17 protein-coding genes, 1 tRNA gene and 1 pseudogene are annotated in these 16,590 nt (G+C 57.7%); 18 read left to right on the top strand and 1 reads right to left on the bottom strand.

The genetic code is table 11. The features are described from left to right. Window positions 1-132 precede the first annotated feature (132 nt). The 3 genes from BN903_RS01680 to BN903_RS17825 all read left to right on the top strand — a co-directional run bounded on the left by BN903_RS01680 (window position 133) and on the right by BN903_RS17825 (window position 3,425). The gene (locus BN903_RS01680) at window positions 133-1,041 is read left to right on the top strand and encodes a hypothetical protein (RefSeq protein ID WP_048076050.1); all 909 of its coding nucleotides are present in this window, start codon (window positions 133-135) and stop codon (window positions 1,039-1,041) included. 48 nt (window positions 1,042-1,089) lie between these two features. Further along, window positions 1,090-1,587, top strand: a complete 498-nt coding sequence (locus tag BN903_RS01675) for a hypothetical protein (RefSeq protein ID WP_048076049.1) — start codon at window positions 1,090-1,092, stop codon at window positions 1,585-1,587. A gap of 62 nt (window positions 1,588-1,649) precedes the next feature. Continuing rightward, window positions 1,650-3,425 carry a DEAD/DEAH box helicase gene (locus tag BN903_RS17825; RefSeq protein WP_052334889.1) on the top strand — a complete coding sequence of 592 codons (1,776 nt, stop codon included), beginning with the start codon at window positions 1,650-1,652 and terminating at the stop codon, window positions 3,423-3,425. On the opposite strand, the gene BN903_RS01665 is transcribed toward BN903_RS17825, so the two are convergent. Beyond that, window positions 3,426-3,827, bottom strand: coding sequence for a hypothetical protein (locus BN903_RS01665; RefSeq protein ID WP_154017990.1), 402 nt, complete (start codon window positions 3,825-3,827; stop codon window positions 3,426-3,428). A 200-nt stretch (window positions 3,828-4,027) separates the two neighbouring features. On the opposite strand from BN903_RS01665, the gene BN903_RS01660 reads away from it, so the two are divergent. The 15 genes and pseudogenes from BN903_RS01660 to BN903_RS17065 all read left to right on the top strand — a co-directional run. Continuing rightward, entirely contained in the window at window positions 4,028-4,489 is a 462-nt protein-coding gene (locus BN903_RS01660; RefSeq protein ID WP_048076047.1) for a hypothetical protein, read from the top strand. 84 nt (window positions 4,490-4,573) lie between these two features. Further along, the gene (locus BN903_RS16280; protein ID WP_154017989.1) at window positions 4,574-4,888 is read left to right on the top strand and encodes a hypothetical protein; all 315 of its coding nucleotides are present in this window, start codon (window positions 4,574-4,576) and stop codon (window positions 4,886-4,888) included. Between the two features lie 295 nt (window positions 4,889-5,183). Continuing rightward, window positions 5,184-6,458: an IS4 family transposase gene (locus tag BN903_RS01650; RefSeq protein ID WP_048076045.1), complete on the top strand. Its 1,275-nt coding sequence runs from the start codon at window positions 5,184-5,186 to the stop codon at window positions 6,456-6,458. Window positions 6,459-6,803: 345 nt separating this feature from the next. Further along, the gene (locus BN903_RS01645) at window positions 6,804-7,064 is read left to right on the top strand and encodes a hypothetical protein (protein WP_048076044.1); all 261 of its coding nucleotides are present in this window, start codon (window positions 6,804-6,806) and stop codon (window positions 7,062-7,064) included. A 66-nt stretch (window positions 7,065-7,130) separates the two neighbouring features. Next, window positions 7,131-7,481, top strand: a complete 351-nt coding sequence (locus tag BN903_RS16275) for a hypothetical protein (protein WP_154017988.1) — start codon at window positions 7,131-7,133, stop codon at window positions 7,479-7,481. Between the two features lie 61 nt (window positions 7,482-7,542). Beyond that, on the top strand, window positions 7,543-8,049 hold the full coding sequence (locus BN903_RS01635; RefSeq protein ID WP_048076042.1) for a hypothetical protein: 507 nt from the start codon (window positions 7,543-7,545) through the stop codon (window positions 8,047-8,049). Between the two features lie 119 nt (window positions 8,050-8,168). Further along, window positions 8,169-8,289 (top strand) — tRNA-OTHER (locus BN903_RS16270). Between the two features lie 403 nt (window positions 8,290-8,692). After that, window positions 8,693-8,986, top strand: coding sequence for a PadR family transcriptional regulator (locus tag BN903_RS01630; protein ID WP_048076041.1), 294 nt, complete (start codon window positions 8,693-8,695; stop codon window positions 8,984-8,986). 141 nt (window positions 8,987-9,127) lie between these two features. Beyond that, window positions 9,128-11,035 carry a hypothetical protein gene (locus BN903_RS16265; RefSeq protein WP_154017987.1) on the top strand — a complete coding sequence of 636 codons (1,908 nt, stop codon included), beginning with the start codon at window positions 9,128-9,130 and terminating at the stop codon, window positions 11,033-11,035. Window positions 11,036-11,254: 219 nt separating this feature from the next. Continuing rightward, a complete protein-coding gene (locus tag BN903_RS01620; protein WP_048076039.1) occupies window positions 11,255-11,803 on the top strand; it encodes a hypothetical protein in 549 nt (182 codons plus the stop codon). A gap of 262 nt (window positions 11,804-12,065) precedes the next feature. Continuing rightward, window positions 12,066-12,725 (top strand): hypothetical protein, encoded by a 660-nt coding sequence (locus BN903_RS01615; protein ID WP_048076038.1) that lies wholly within the window; start codon window positions 12,066-12,068, stop codon window positions 12,723-12,725. 11 nt (window positions 12,726-12,736) lie between these two features. Continuing rightward, window positions 12,737-13,783: a signal peptidase I gene (locus BN903_RS15140; RefSeq protein ID WP_052334888.1), complete on the top strand. Its 1,047-nt coding sequence runs from the start codon at window positions 12,737-12,739 to the stop codon at window positions 13,781-13,783. A gap of 66 nt (window positions 13,784-13,849) precedes the next feature. Beyond that, window positions 13,850-15,169 (top strand): DUF5305 family protein, encoded by a 1,320-nt coding sequence (locus BN903_RS01605; RefSeq protein ID WP_154017986.1) that lies wholly within the window; start codon window positions 13,850-13,852, stop codon window positions 15,167-15,169. Continuing rightward, on the top strand, window positions 15,166-15,684 hold the full coding sequence (locus tag BN903_RS01600; RefSeq protein WP_048076036.1) for a hypothetical protein: 519 nt from the start codon (window positions 15,166-15,168) through the stop codon (window positions 15,682-15,684). Before BN903_RS01605 ends, BN903_RS01600 begins: the two co-directional genes overlap by 4 nt. Before the next feature lie 96 nt (window positions 15,685-15,780). Beyond that, window positions 15,781-16,590 (top strand): annotated as a pseudogene (locus BN903_RS17065) (hypothetical protein); the annotation flags it as partial.

The following is a 16,590-nucleotide window of genomic DNA, read 5'->3' as shown; positions in this document are numbered from 1 at the left end:
AAGCTCCAGAGGGGGTTTTTAACCCCCGTCTGGGAGCGAGGGATATTCTCAAAAATGGATTCGAAACCCACCCAGTCCACCGACCGAGCCGCCCCAGCCAGCCTTGAAACCCAGTCCTCACTTCGAAACTGAATGGCCGAGCCAGCCCAACGAGTCACCCCCCACGTGGACCCGATGTTCACGCTCGCGGTCATCCCCACCGGCATCCTCGCGAACCCCCGCTGTATCTCCGACCCAGAACAGCTCGCAAAGCACATCTGTAACGCGGCTGCGCCGGTCGACCGCCGGCTTCGCATCGCTGGCGAGAAGATCAAACATGTGGTCGTCGCCGGCCCCGCCTGTATCGCGACCGCCATCGACGAGATCACTCCTGCCTACGTTGAGGTGAGCTACAACCACGTTTCGTTCCGCCGCCACCTCGACGACGCTGGGGAGTCTGGAGACGGATTTCACATCCCGTCCGTTGTCGGCGACGACCCGGTGGTCGGCGAGTACCTCGCCGGTCTCAACAAGCTCTCACGCGACTCCATTGACGACCTCGACCTGAGCGACTACGAGGACCGAGCTCGGATCACCCCCGATGTCGTCCGCCATCTTGAGGCTGACCGCTTCTGTCGAGCCAACCAGAAAGCCGAGAGCAAGCGGTTCGAACAGATCACCAACGACTGGTTCGATATTCCGACCGCGAAGCACGCGCTCATCCTCGGCGACGGCGTGAACCCCCACGAACACATCGTCGATCACGCCAACGGCTCGAACAAGTGGATCAAGTACCCCACCGGCTGTGAGGGGATGGTCATCGACGAGACCATCGACGGATCTGGCAACGACGGACTCAGCTGGGTCCAAGCGGCCGTGTTCGATCCGCGATTCCAGAAGCAGGTCGTCTACACCCGCCTCTCCGACAGGCAAAAACGCGAGATCCACCAGTGGCTAACCGAGGCTGGCCGCCAGCACCTCTCATTCCCGCAGTCCACCTCGACGCCCACACACGCGAGCGCCACCGACGGGACCGCGTCTCCGACCGCCGAGACGGCCTGACCGCGAGGAGAGTTTGTACGCCCCGACTGAAGTAGAGGGAGATATCCAATGAGAAGTCCACACGGAGACGGCCTCAGTCCCGGCGATATTGGTGATCCGGTCGCAGATGCGATCCGGAACGAACAGGCACACGCCGCGATGCCGAGCGCAGACGAGCGGCATCGGACGCCCGAGTGCGATAACTGCGACGTCCAGAACGAGACCGTTGCGCGACGAGCTCTGATCGCCCCTGACTGTCTCGCGCTCCAGCAGCCGGATGTCCCACACCGACTCCTCTGTGAGGACTGTGACGACGAGCGACCATCCCTGCGCGAGAAACACCGCCAGCAGGCCCAGAAGCGAGTCGAGATCGACTACCATGAGGACCCGGTCGCGATCGCGAGATACGAGTGTGGCCGTGCGGTGTTCATCACTGACGAGACCGACGATAACCACCCCTCGCAGATGCGAAGCCCTCCGGAGGCCCCCGTCCAGTGTGTCTGCGGCGAGCCGCTGGCTGGTGTCGAGCTCGCCGACGAGGACGGACAGTTCGTCGACGCCGCCTAGAACGACCAGAGCGTCCCGCGGGAGATTTTATAGCCCCCGATGGGGGCGAAGGGAGAGATAAAATGAGTACACAAGACCCAACCGCAACGACCGCAGATACGACCGCAGACGCCAGCCACATCGACATCGTCGTCCCCGAGGGGTACACTTGGTTTTTTGTCCAAAACGCCAGCACGGTCGTCGACAAGCTCCTCGAAGATGAACTCGCGTGGCGCGACCCGAACGCGCAGTACACCGACCGCTACAAGAACGGATCGTGGGACGGCTTTCACCACATCTACAACAGCGAGCACAGCGGTGCTCCGATTGGCCTGCTCGGCCGGGCCGTTCAGTTCTTGGAGGCGGAAGGCTACACCGTCGAGACGACCATCGAAGGCGACCGCTCTGGGGCGTCAATCGCGACCGAGTGGAACTTCCCGCACTCGCTCCGTGCGTACCAGCAGGAGGCCGTCGAAGCGAGTCTCGACAAGCAGATGGGCGTTATCTCCATCCCGACGGGCGGCGGCAAGACCGTCGTCGCGCTCAACGTCATCCACAACGTCGAACAGCAGGCGATCGTCTTCGTCCACACCACGAACCTCCTGTACCAATGGGCCGACCAGATCGAATCCGTCCTCGGCGTCGAGCCGGGGGTCATCGGCGACGGCGAGTGGTCGGAAGGCCCGGTCACGGTTGCGACGATCCAGAGTCTCCTGTCGAACGACATCAGCGACCTTGACGGCCACTACGGCATCGCTATTTTCGACGAGTGTCACACAACCTCCGGCGCGAAGAAAATGCAACAAGTCGGCCTCGAGTTCGACACCGAGTACCGGATCGGCCTATCGGCCACCCCGTGGCGTGCGACGCCCGGCGAGGAACTCGAAATCGAAGCTGCGGTCGGTGAGTGCATCAGCGTTATCGACGCTGAACAGCTCATCGACGACGGGCATCTCGCGAAACCGGAGTTCCGGTTCGTCGACGCCGAGGGCCAGCGGACGGCAAAGCCGGGCGAAGACTATCACGACGTGGTTCGTCGCTGCCGTGAACTCGCGCCCGTCCGAAACAGCACGGTCGCCGCGACCGCCGCCGACCTCGCCGACGAGGGCTATACTGTCCATGTTAGCGTCGACCGGATCAACCAAGGCAAACTGCTCGAGTACGCTCTCGATGCGTCGACGACCGCGGCCGACGTTCGCGAGGACATCATCGGCGACGGCGACGACACCCAGGCCCGTGCCGAGAAAGACGCCGCGATCGACAACCTCGACGCTATCAGCGAGTACAACGCCGTGTTCCTCCACGGGAGCGACATCAACGACGTCCGCCAGGAGGCGTTCGACCAGTTCCAAGCCGGCGAAATCGACATCCTGATCAGCACACTCCTGAAGGAGGGCGTGGACATCCCCGAGATCAGCGCGATCGTCCACGCAGAGGGCGGAAAATCCGAAATCGAGCGCATCCAGCGCGCCGGCCGTGCGCTTCGCCCGAGCAACGGTGACCACGCCGTCATCGCCGACGTTCGCGACCAAGGCAAGTACCTCGCCGACCACTTCGAGGAGCGCGTCGATATCCTCGACCAATACTACGGGGCGTATGGGCCGACCGGCGGGATCGATGAACGGATCGAGACGGTGGAAGCGTATCTCGAGGACAAGGGCGTCTTCACGGATCCGTGTTCGTTCTCCGTCCGTGAGGATGGGGCCGTCGAGATCGAACTAGACGGCTACATGCCAGGCAACGAGTTCAACACCTTCCGGAACGCCGTCCAGAACGCTTCCGGCATCCGCTACAACGGTGACGCGAACGTCGCCGCCCCGGACTGGGTCGCACAGCTGCCGACGCCGAACGCGGCCTAACTACCAAGTCCCGACCTTGAACGTCCAGCGGAGCAGCCCGAACAGAATATCGTAGCCGTAGTACAACAGCAACAAGAATCCGCCACCGGTCCCAATCGCATAACCCAGAAGCGAACGGTCACCCCGGCGCGAGCCAAGAAAGCTGAGCACCACTCCGATCATTAGGGCACTCAGTCCGACGTAGAACACCGTCACATGGACGATCTCGAAGAGGTTGCCCATCAGATCATCGAGGACTGTCCCGTACGAATCCACCCGAGCGGCAAACGCCAAGTCGGCACCTGAGAGGACAACGCCCGAGGTAGCTGCTGCGCCCCCAGCGAACGCCCCCACGCCGACACAGGCCATCCCCACGAAAAGCAGCAGACGAACCGCCAGCGTACGCTTTTCGGGGGGTCGCATACCTGTACTCACTCGGATCTGGCTCTTGGGTCTTTCGGTCAATTCTAATGTCCAATCTTAGCAACTTTCCAATCTGAACATCTATCCGAATCTGGAAAACCGCTTATATCCCCTTCGTCCGACGCTCTATTCAGTGATGAACCACCACACGTCGCAGGAGAATTTGTATTCTCCGTTTGAAATGAGAGGTAAAGATACTAATGTTCGAAATCGCACTAGCAGCCGTCAGCACCGTAGTCAAACCCATCCGTAGCCTTGGAGACTCGTCCGAATCGCTCGACGATGTCGAAGAGCGAACCACGCTCCGTGACGTGATCACTCCGAGCGAGATCGCCCACCAGTTCGAAGGTGGCTGGGACGTCACGTTCGAGATCACGCAGGGGCGTTCGGGCAGTCTCAACCAGGTCGCGACGATCACCCACAATCAACTCCCGACCGAGTACCGGCTCGAACCGACCGACACGTTCGACCCGAACGGAGAAGTGGCGGTCACCCGTCGCCAGTCTCCGTCCAGCGGTCGCGACGTTCTCAACACGACCGAGACCCTCGGCGATGCGATCACGCTCCTCAGCCAGCGCCTCCGGGCCACGACGGTCCCGTCGCCGGTCGAGCAGCCCCAGGCGGCCGAGCCCGCCACGCCGACCACCGCACCGAGTCTATAACCAGCGAGGAGGGGCCGGCCCACCTCGTCCGATTGCTGCGAGCCGATACAGAACCCACAGAGCCGCGCGCAGACCCATCCAGACATGAGCCAATACCCACTCAGCAAAACCGACGCTCGCGCTGTCAGAAGCGTCTCCCTGACCGAATCGCACCACGGGCGGCGACCCGCTCGTGAAGCACCGCTGGCCGCCGCTCACACCGACAACGGCACCTTGGCGCTCCACGTTGGAGCCCACCCCGGCGAGACACCACCACTCGCCGACGTCGACCTGGAGACCGTATTCAACATCCAACTGGTTGACACCGACGGTGAGCCACTGACGAACCCGGAGTACCTCCTCGGCGTCGATCCCGTCTCTGAGGGGCATCTCCACCTGTTCACCGATAGCACGCTGTAACCACTACGCCATCTACACCATTCTCTCCTCTTATGGACGTACCTCACGCACCCCAAGCATCGAACCATGTTCAGCTCCAGTGGTGGAGTCGGAACCCGAACCGAGATATCGATATCCAAACTGCATGGCGACTCAGCGTCCCGATCGGCGCACCCGACTATCACTACGATAACGCTCGACTCATCCGTCTTTAGTTAAGCGAGAAACCGCGTGACAGCGGCGGCTTATCGAGGCATCTTTCGGAAGGAATGAGGAAGTCGTGTCTGTGTACAACGACGACTCCTCAACTCGAATTATGCGTCGGCTCACTACACTGTTTCCTTCTGAGTTCCTCGAAGAGCACGCCGAGGAACTCGGCGTGGTTGAACGCGACCGCAAGCTCCAGATCCCTGCCTTCGTCTGGGCATTCGTGTTCGGCTTCGCCGCAGGCGAAAGCCGAACACTCGCCGGATTTAGACGCTGTTACAACTCTACTGCCGATGAGACGATCTCTCCAAGTGGATTCTATCAGCGGTTGACTCCGACGCTTGCGAAGTACTTCCGCGACCTCGTCGAGACCGCGCTCGACGAGGTCGCTGTTCCTAACGCTTCTGACGCTGATGTCGACCGATTTAGAGATGTGATGATCGCTGATGGAACGGTGTTGCGGTTACACGAATTTCTCTCAGACCAGTTCGAAGCCCGCCATGAGGAGCAGGCTGGAGCGAAGCTCCACCTGCTCCACAATGCCACAGAGCAGACGATTGAACGGCTCGATACTGCTAATGAAAAAACGCACGACAGCACCCTGTTCAAAACAGGGCCGTGGCTTGAGAACCGGCTCGTGTTGTTCGATCTCGCCTATTTCAAGTACCGCCGGTTTGCGCTGATCGACGAGAACGACGGTTACTTCGTGAGTCGGATGAAGCAGAACGCAAATCCGGTGATTACGGCAGAATTACGGGAATGGCGCGGCCGCGCCATTCCCTTAGAGGGCAAGCAGCTCCGAGATGTTCTCGACGATCTCGACCGGAAGTACATCGATGTAGAGGTCGAAGTAGAGTTCAAACGAGGGCCGTACAACGGGACACGATCGCTGGATACGAAGCAATTTCGCGTCGTCGGCGTCCGCGACGAGGACGCCGACGACCACCACCTGTACATGACGAATTTGGCGAGAGAGGAGTTCTTTCCGGCAGATTTAGCGGAGATCTACCGCTGTCGGTGGGAAGTTGAGTTGCTGTTCCGCGAGCTGAAGACGCAGTACGAACTGGATGAGTTTGACACGAGCGACGAACACGTGGTGAGGATCTTACTGTACGCAGCGTTGCTCTCGCTGCTTGTGAGCCGTGATCTGTTGGATCTCGTCACCGAGCAGGCGGATGATGAGCTTGTCTTTCCGACAGAGCGCTGGGCGGCGACCTTCCGGTCGCACGCCCAGCTCATTCTCCACGAACTCGGTGAGTACCTCGGCTACTCACCACCGCCGCTGCTCGAACGACTAATAGAAGACGCTCAAAAGATCCACAAGCAGCGACCGATCTTACAAGAGACACTCGCTACCGCTACACAACCGAGGTGTGAGGCTTAACTAAAGACGGATGACGCTCGACTACACGAGCCCAGCGGGATCATCATCCTCTCGCGAAATGATCGACTTGTCACCGTCATCTACGCCGAGAACATCCGCGTTCGCGATAGCCACCTCGAATCCTGTACTGACTGTGGTCACCGATACGACCCAGAGCGCGACGACGGCGACTGCCACTGGTGTTCCGGTCCAGATCAGGCAATCATGTCCGCCGCGCAACCCGCAATGGCCTGACGGCCGGCGTCGACCAACAACATCTGGAGTCGCCCCTCCGAAAATCAACCGTCTACCACCAGCGAGCTGGTGGTTTTCTATCTCCCGAGTGAGATAGAGGAATTCAGAAAAATGCCAACATCCATCACCACCGGCTGCGCGTCTTGTGGAACCGACATCGAGACCAAAATCGACGAAGACGGCACTGTCGACGCCTGCTTCGGAAACACGATCGTCGCTGACGAAGAGCTCGTCCTCGACGATGCTGTGGGCGTCGGCGAACACCTCGACCGGTCCATTCCAGAGGGTCATATCGCGATCGTCTACGCAGAATGCCCGGACTGCTGCCCGAACTGTGGTAGTAGCACCTCGAAGACAGCGACTCCGGCCTGACCCGTACACTCAAATACCATGTCCGCGAATACCGAATCTACAGCCCGGTCCAGCAGCCACACCACTATGGGAACATCAAACCGATCGCGCCCAGCATCTGGGACAGCCGACGCACAGCCTGAGGTACCTCTCCGGCTGGATACCTTCCGAACCCAAGACATCGATCTCACACCCCAGCAGGGAGAGGAAATCCTGCTTGAGATCTGGCGGATGACTCGAAACACTCGACTCATCGAAATCGAGTACGCCCACCGTGGCGGCGTCCAAGCGGATCTTCAGTTGTCGACTCACGCTTCGGAGGCGAACCAGAAGCGGCTGAAGCCGGCGACGGCCGCGGCCAAGTCGTTCATCAAGACCGTCCGGAAAGACCACCCGCTCAAACTCGCCTGCGGTCCCTGCGGTGAAGACCGGAAATAGCGCCACTCGCGACGTCGAGCGAACCGCCCCTGAATTCTACACCCAATCCGGGTGACAAAGCATGACAACCACTGATAGCGGCGAGATCATCGACACCAACGACACGGATCGGCGTCAAGCCGACTTACCGACTCCAGAAGTTCTGGAGACGCAATCACAACAATACCCAGAAGGCGCGATCGACGCAGTGCTGTACTGTCTCGGCTTTCAGGTATGGACCGAGCCAACCTCTCCAACTGAACAGGCCGAACAGGCTACGAAAGTGACCACGGGCATCTACGCAATAGTCTGTCTCACGAACGCACAGTTCGAAGAGCGACATCCGCTTAGTCCGTCTCCGAACTGGGCACAGATCCGAAGTCACCGCGAACTCATCTTCGCTACCTGCTTCAATTGTCCCGAACTCTTCGAGACTCTGGAGTACGACACCCCAGACGACATGTTCGATGCTGTCGAAATCGGTCTCGAAGCGACTGGTTTCCTGGATGCGGAATCTCCCCCGCGAGAGGCCCAGTTCGTCACCGAACTAGCGTTCCATCAGGACATTTCACGGCATAACTTCGAGTAGCTCCGTTCGCCGATGGGGACGAGAAAGCGTCTAAGCCCCATCAAGATATCTGAATAACAGAAGCGGAAACTCTTTTCATAGATGGCAGAGAAGATGTGCCTGTAAGCAAGCCACGCCGCGGGGTCGTAGCTCAAACGGCAGAGCACTCGGGGGGCAGTACGGCTCGTGCTCCACTTGGCTCGTGCGTACGGACGTGCGCCGCGCCCCGAGCGGTTCTGGGTTCAAGTCCCAGCGACCCTGTAACCGGTCTTCGCTCAGGCCACACGACCAAGCGGCGGGGAATACCAACCAAGAGAGCGCAGTGCGACCGGATTTGGATATTTAGACCATCTCTGTTTAGGTGCCCTCAACTGCCCGGTGCCCCCTACTGCCCAGACGGTCCAAGCTCGGGTGCCCTCAACAGCCGGTACCGTCTGAATTCCGGTGCCCCCTACTGCCCGGTGCCCTCAACTGCCTAGTATGCCTCAACTCCGGTGCCCTCAACTGCCCGGTGCCCCCCGTTGCCCGGTGCCCTCAACTGCCCGGTGCCCCCTACTGCCTAATAACAGCCCAATAACCCTTAGACCGCCTCAGAGATTGAATACCATCTTTACTATTTCAAAAATTTTATCAGTCATCCGACTAACATTCGCTCTGTAACATTATGTATGACCTCACTGGCTTTCAACGCGATCTGTTGTACGTGACTGCTGGCCTCGAGGAGCCTCACGGACTGGCTATCAAGGAGGAGCTTGAGGACTACTATGAAAAAGACATCCACCACGGTCGGCTGTACCCCAACCTGGACACCCTCGTCGAGAAAGGACTTATCGAAAAGTCCGAGAAGGACAAACGGACCAATATGTATTCGCTCACCCGACGGGGCCAGCGAGAAATTGAGGCCCGACAAGAATGGGCTGACAACTATCTGAACCAAGGGGAGAATCCCACCCCTTAGACGGACGCAGATACCATCCAACACGGTGAAAGGAATTCGATAGGGGCAGCGGCAACTATTTGTGAGTTAGATTTGAACGTTGACATAGGGATTTCAAATAAGATAGCTCCTGCCCGTAGGAGTTTATCCCAGTGATCACAGATGCCACCCACACAAGCCACAAACAAGCCTAGGTCCCCCACACACCGTCTCTTCACCCTCTCACTCATCATCCTAGTCACCTCCAGCGTTTTAGTAGGAACCGTCAGTCCAGCTCTGGCAGCAGCACAGTTCTCACCAGAGACCACAGAGGCGACCACCGCTATCAGCTCAGACACGCCCAGCCACCCACCACTGAGCAATTCAGATAGTGCGGTCAACAGCAAGGCAGTCGTTGTGAACGAAGACGGCAACATAGTTAGTGGACAACACGTCTCATATGGTGAACCACAAGGCCGACTGATCAGAGAATACACCGTCAATGGCCTCGAAAAAAGCGAACCACTCGAGATCAGTGGAAACACCATCCGTTCGAGCAGCGGACATAGAATTGTCGTAGACGGTGAAGGGGTAGTCAGGGTATTCGAAGAGTCGCCCATCGTCCGAGCCCGGTATGAAAACGGAACTGTCGAGAAACTCATCGCTAACGGAAGCAATATTGAAACTGCCAGTGGAAATAACATTGTCACTAGCGATGGAGAAAACATCGGAGTCGATCGGGGTGCGTTCACCGAATCCAAATTCGCCGCTGAAATCCTTAGCACTGGGCAAGTGGGCGAAGGAAGCATTCTAAATGTAACCGCGAAGATCAGAAATGTTGGTCACGTAACCGAGCAAAAGAGAATTGGGCTGGTCGTTGACGATCGGGAGTACAACTCCAAGCTCCTCCGATTAGAACCCGGCGAGAGTGACAAAGTCAAATTGCGGTATCGAACCCGACCCGGTGACGCGCCGGAAATAGAATTAGCAGTGAAAACACCGGACGCTAAGCAGGTCACTACCGTCGAGGTCGCGAAGCCTCGGTTCCGGCTTGACGTTCCAAAGACCAGTCTGGCTGTGGCAGCAGGAGAAACAATCTCAGTCCCCTTCGAGGTTGCTCGAACAGGGGGGACTTCTGAGGACACGTACGCAACCGATCTGGTAATCAATGGGACTGTTGTCGATACAAAACTGATAACATTGCGCCCCGAGAGCAGTGACAGTACCACGTTCAGCTACGAAACCACTGAAGACGACACCCCCTCGGTCCGGGCGACAGTTGTTGGTCCAAATAATACCAACATAACGTTTGAGATCCCGGTCCAAAAACCAATACTTGGCGTTAACCAGATCGTCACTCCTGAGAACGTTACTGAGTACGAATCAACAAATGCCACAGCGACTCTCGAGAACTTCGGCACAACGAAAAAGAATCAGACTGTCCAGCTGATCGCCACCCACAATCATACTGGCAAAGAAACCACCATAGCAGAAAAACAGGTCACACTCGCCAACCGTAGTACGAAAACGGTCACTTTCGGCTACCATACGGACCCTGAATATCACCCATGGCACTCACTCATCGTGCGAACCGAGGACGACGAAAAAATCTACAACTCCAGCAGCCTCCCAGCAAGCGTCTTCCAGATCTCCCCGGCCCCAGCAAGAAACCAGACCTCGGAAGCAGGCAGCCAGCACACACTATCACCAGTGATCGAGAACATCGGCCATAAGCAAGGGATCGCGAACATCACGCACCGAGTGAATGGCACTGTTGAAAAGACCCAGAACCTATCTATTCCTGCTGGTGGGTCGGTGTCAAGTGAACTCAATATAACCACCCCAGCAAACGGCACAGTCACATACGAAACAACCACTCAGCATGATGCTATCAACGGATCCGTCACCGTCGGCAACACAACTGATGCGGCAGACACACCCACCGAACAAAGCAAAACGGCCGCTGGACAGGCTGTTGTCGAAAAATCCGGAGGGCTACTCTCGGGGATCTCTTTACCGTCTCTTCCCGTAGTCATAGGAGTTGTAATTTGCTGCTTGGTAGTCTTCCTAATCGCACAACTCGCTGTTTAATCTACCACTCCTTTTCCGATCGCGGCTGGAATGGCCTAACCGTGTTTCACGCCCCACCCCATGAATATCCAAAACTGTACGTTTAGATAACTAAGTGGCCCTTTGCCATACAATACTTTGACACATAGGTCGAATTTTCAGTATTTGAGGAAAATGTTTATATCCCCTGTCTGTGGAGTGGGTAGTACGTGGTTTAGAACCACGAGAAAACAACCAACTATGAACCGACGCAACTTCGTTATTGGTGCTGGCGGCGCTATCACCGCGGGAACAGTCGGCTCGCTTGCGTTCACGCAGGCGACCGTCGAGCGCAACCTGGACGTCCAGGTTGTCACGGACGACTCGGCCGACGCGGCCCTCCGGTTCCAGTCCAACGACGGCACGACGATCACGGAAGACGGACAACTCGCAATCAACGGCATCTCGGAGCACAACGGCGGCGGCGACGCCTTCCTCACCCCGAACGGTGAGTTCACCTTCGGCGACGCCTCGAGCCCCTCGACGAACAACGCCTTCACGATGACCAACCAGCTCACCTCCGAGCGCACCTTCGACATCTCGATCGCGAACCTCGCGTCGACCGACGTCGACTTCGTCATCAAGCTGTTCGACGACACGGGAGCAGAACTCGGCCAGGTCAACGGCGAGACCGATCTCACGGGCATGGCCCTTACCTCGGGCCAGACTGTCTACGGTGTCATCGAGATCCATACCGGACCCGACGACTCCAACGTCACTGGCGACGTGACGATCTCGGCCTCCGCGTAATCCAACTCGGAACTGGTCTAGAGTCACTACTAATCACCCGCCACACCCTCACAAAATATAGGATGAAATGAACCGACGAAATTTCTTACTCGGCTCAGCAGGCGCTCTCGGAACCGTTACCGTCGGGTCCGTCGCGTATACGTCTGCAACGGCGACGCGCACTGTCGATGTCCGTGTCGAAGCGGATGACAGCGCAAGCGCAGCCCTGCGGCTTGAGCCGGGTCCAGCAGGAGGCACCGACATTCGCGGGTCGCAATTAGTTGTGACCGGCGAAACAGACGATAAGTACACAACTCCGGACGGATCGTTCGTCTTCGGTGATGGGACCGACCCAACAAACGTGTACGCATTCCGGATGACAAACAACCTCACAGAACAGCGTGAGTACGCCCTCACGTCCTACGTCGAGCCCGAGACCGCCGGTGTAGGCGTGAGCCTCTTCGACATCAACGGGAACGAACTCGGGTCTTCTGCTGGAGCGATCACCGCAGTCAGCTCGGACCTGATCGTCATGGAGACCACGGCGTCCCTTCCGGGGAATACCGGAATCGACATCACCGTCTATGAAGATACCGACCCAAACGATGACGCCGCCCCGGTCAACGAAGAACTTGTTGCGCTTGATGACGGTACCAACACCTACGAGCTCCAAAACATCGACTTCGACGACGGAAACGAACTCTGGTTCGAAGCTGAGTTCACAACCGACGACACCATCGAAGAAGACCCCTCCCTCAGCGAAGTAACCCTTCGCAACGACGGAGGCGATGAAATCCAGTCTGTCGACAACACTGGTGAGGTCGTTGTTCTTGACCCCGGCCAGGTCGCATACGCGATCCTAGCCATCGAGACGTCAACCGATGATACGGATATCTCCGGAATCGTCGAGATCTCGTCATCGGCGAACGAAGACTTCAGCTAGACGGTCTTACAATGGGACGTGTAGAATCGGCGCTGACCGGTTTCGCGCTCCTATTCCTACTCATAACCACACTTAGCCTCGTAGCCCCAGCTGGGACCATGCCCGTCGTCTTCACGTCGCCCATCAGCGACAGCATGACCCCGACAATCACCCAAGACGACTTCCTCGTTGTGACTGCCGGGGATGTCGAAGTCGGTGATGCGATCCTGTTCGAAACGTCACAGCATAACCGCAACGTCCTCCACCGGATCGTCGACACTACCGAGGACGGTCAGTACATCACCCAAGGCGACGCTAACGATCTCACGGATCAGCAAGATGGGTTCGAACCGGTTAGTGACGACGACATCTACGGTTCGGTCATGACGCTTGGAGGGTCAACAACTGTATCAGTACCAATCATCGGTGCGATCCTCTCGAACCCCACCACGGTCATCTCGATGTGGGTTGTAATTTCGCTCATCGGCTTCGCGCCCACCATCTTCGGAGATAACCAACGGACTTCCCTATCTGTCCCCGTTGAACGGGGCTCATCAGACCGGAAGATCGTCATCGGCGTCGCCATCTGTACGATGCTTCTACTCCCGGTCGCAATACTGGGGACTCCCGTTACCGAGGGTGCAACCATCATCTCATCCGAATCGGTCAACCCAGAAGACGATACCCAGCGAACAGCTGCTATCGGCCACTCAACGACCCAGGAGGTGATTCTCACCAGCGACTCCCTCGTCGGGATGACCCAATCTGCTCACTTAGAAGGCGATCTCCGTCTAGAGGAAGTCCAAAGCTCACCAATACGACCGGAGACAACAGTCTTCGTCAGCAACCCACCCCGGAAAAGCCCAACAGCGGACATCGCTCAGATCACCCTCTATGCGTACCCGAGCACACTCCCACAATCGACCTTACAGACGCTCGCGAACACCCACCCAGTTCTCGCAGCGTTAGCAAGCAGCGGCGTGATTGCTTTCATCCTCTCAGCGTCCGCCTTCATATTCATCAATCCACACCGGATCACCCGGCAGAAGAAGGCCACCATCTATGAAAACAGACGCTGACACTACAGAACTGACAAGCAGGTTTATGACCCGCTCCTGTGACCACTTTGATAGTCGACTAGAGACATGAGCGAGCATCCATATCACCTCAAATGTAAATGGGCGATCGCAGCCCACGCACGAGCCATCATCGCAGTGAGCATCCTTATCTGCGTCCTCACAAGTCTCATCGTCCTCACCGGCTTTGTGACCCCGGCCAGTGCATACAGCCCAGCAACACTCCTTGCTGAAGAAGAGCCAGAGCCCCCGGAAATCGACCACTTGGTCGATCAAACTCAGGAGGTTTCGACGACGGTCGACACGTCCACCTCCGCATACACCGAGGGAGAACGACTCACCAATACGAACACGTATCCGATAGACGCAGCCGGAGACATACGGTTTACAGCGTCCGCTGTTGGGACCGAAACGACCCTCACCAAACACCGGGTGCTACTCCAATACGAAGCCACGGTCAACGGCGAAGAAGCCGCCTTCTGGACCGAGACCTCGACTCTTGAAGAGACCACCATCGATGACTACGAAGAAGGCGAGACCGCCTCCATTCGCTCGCTGATCGATATCGATGATGTCCACGAACAGATCCAGGAGTACGACAACGAACTCGGGCAGGATGCGTCCCTGAGTGTCTACACTATCATCGAAACGGACTACTCCTACGAGAGCTCAGAGTCCCGGATCAGCGACGACGAGCCCGTCATCGCCACCGCCACCGCGAAACACAAACAGGAGATCGTATTCGGAAATACCGTCTTCACGATCCCGACCTCCACAGACACTACCTCAACCACTACCGGCGGGCTCTCCCAGTCAACAGACTCTGAGGGCGGTCTCACGAACATCACATCGGCCTTCCTCTTTCTCATCAGCGGAGCGAGTGCCGGCTACTGCTACCGTCACAGAGACGATTACGACGCCGAGATACTCGAAATGAGACTCGAGGAAGTCCAAAACCAAAACTGGATCACGGTCGTCGACAAGTTCGACAGTTCGGACGCCAGATCGACATCCGCGGTCGGGTCTCTCAAAGACATCATCAACCTCGCGATCGACAAGGGAGACCGTGCCGTGTACTGCTACGATCAGCAACTGTTCGTCTTCGTCGACGGAGACACTGAGTATATCTACAGCCCCCCCGAACCACCTCTCGTCGCAGAGAACATCGATATCACCGAACTAGAATCTACCACGTCCCGAAGCCAAGCTCACAACGGGGAGGAAGACGGGGTGTTCATTTGGGAGGACAGCAGCACCGACACAGCCGAGGTGCCTCAAGAGGAAGCAGTCCCGCCCACAAACGGCCATGATGACCCGTCAGTCATCCCAGCGGGAAAGTCCAAGAACCCCACAGCGGACGCCATCGACGAGATCTGGATTAAGAAATGAACCGGAGACAGGCCGACTCGAAGACTAGCCCACACATCTACATCAGCGTATTCGCACTCCTGACCGGCGCTCTCCTCTTTGGGCTCATCGGGGCTGAAGCGATGACAACGTCTGATATCACCCGCCAGTCGGAGGTAAACCTAGTCCAAACTGACAGCCAAGACGCCATCATCGGCATCTCTCCACAGACTTCGATCCAGGAGAACACGACCAACCAAGAGTTCGCCACGATCTCGAATCACCAATCCACGGCCGGTGACTACACCATTACCCTCGACCCAGCTGTGGCTGAGAGCGTCTCATTCCGCTCTACGCTCGCGACCAGCGTTTCACCCGATGGATCCACAGCCACAACCACCCTCAGCAGCGGCGAAGCGGTGACTCTCTACGTCGACGTAGAACCAACCGCGTCTCAGGACATCGCCACCGCGAGCTTCACAGTAGACGGTGTCGGTGACGGGAAGAATCTCAAGCTCTCAGTCACCAACGACGGCCCAACCGTCACCACCGCGTGACCTCCCACGCGATATCACCTGCCCCACCTCTGTCAAATTCAGTACACACCACACCCGAGAGAAACGGCTTTAACAGAGTGTTGAGTCGGAATTCGTATGGCGGAAGATCTACCGTGGATGAGGAGCAACCCGAAGGCCGTAACCGGCGACGAAGAGGTGCTCTTCCGAGAAGAACAGGAAGAATGGGACGCCTCTATCGAGGAATCGAGATACCTCTTCTTCTTCGACCAAATCGCAACGACGATCGGCCCTCCTGTCAAGACGAAGACCGAGACTCTCGACGTCGTCGGTCAACAGGAAGGCGGCCCGATGATTCTCATGGGACTCGACTCAGAGCAGGAACCAAACAACAGCAACCACGGCCCACCGGAGGAACACGCTTCGATGGTCGCGTCGATGCTTGAAAACGTCACCAACGGCAACGACGGGATCATCGTTCTCGGAGCTGCTGACAACGGCGACGACGTCGTCAAATACTGGCGGGGCGACGTGGGCAATGACCCACAGGTCGACGAAGAGGTCACCTTCATCTCTGGGGCCGACAACATCCGAAATGTCGACTTCACCGACTACGCGATGATCGGTATCCCGAGCAGCAATAACCAAATCAATGGAGGCACCGCCCTAACGAGTTCAGAGAACCGCGCACTCATCGATCGCCAATTCGACATCGCCATGTTTGTGAACGAAGGCGGCGCGCTCCTGGGAAAAACCCAACACGGCTTCTCAGACAGCGAATCGTGGGAGTACATCAGCCCACTCGCAGACATCAGTGCCAGTCAAGACAGTTTCGACAGTATCACCGTCACGGACGCAGGCAAAGAACTCGGCCTCTCCCAAAACGGCATGGACGGCTGGTGCTGTTACCATGAGCGTCTCCATGAGGACAGCATCCCGGACTTCCTC

The sequence above is a fragment of the Halorubrum sp. AJ67 genome (genome assembly GCF_000513435.1).
This window is presented reverse-complemented; position numbering and strand designations above follow the sequence as displayed.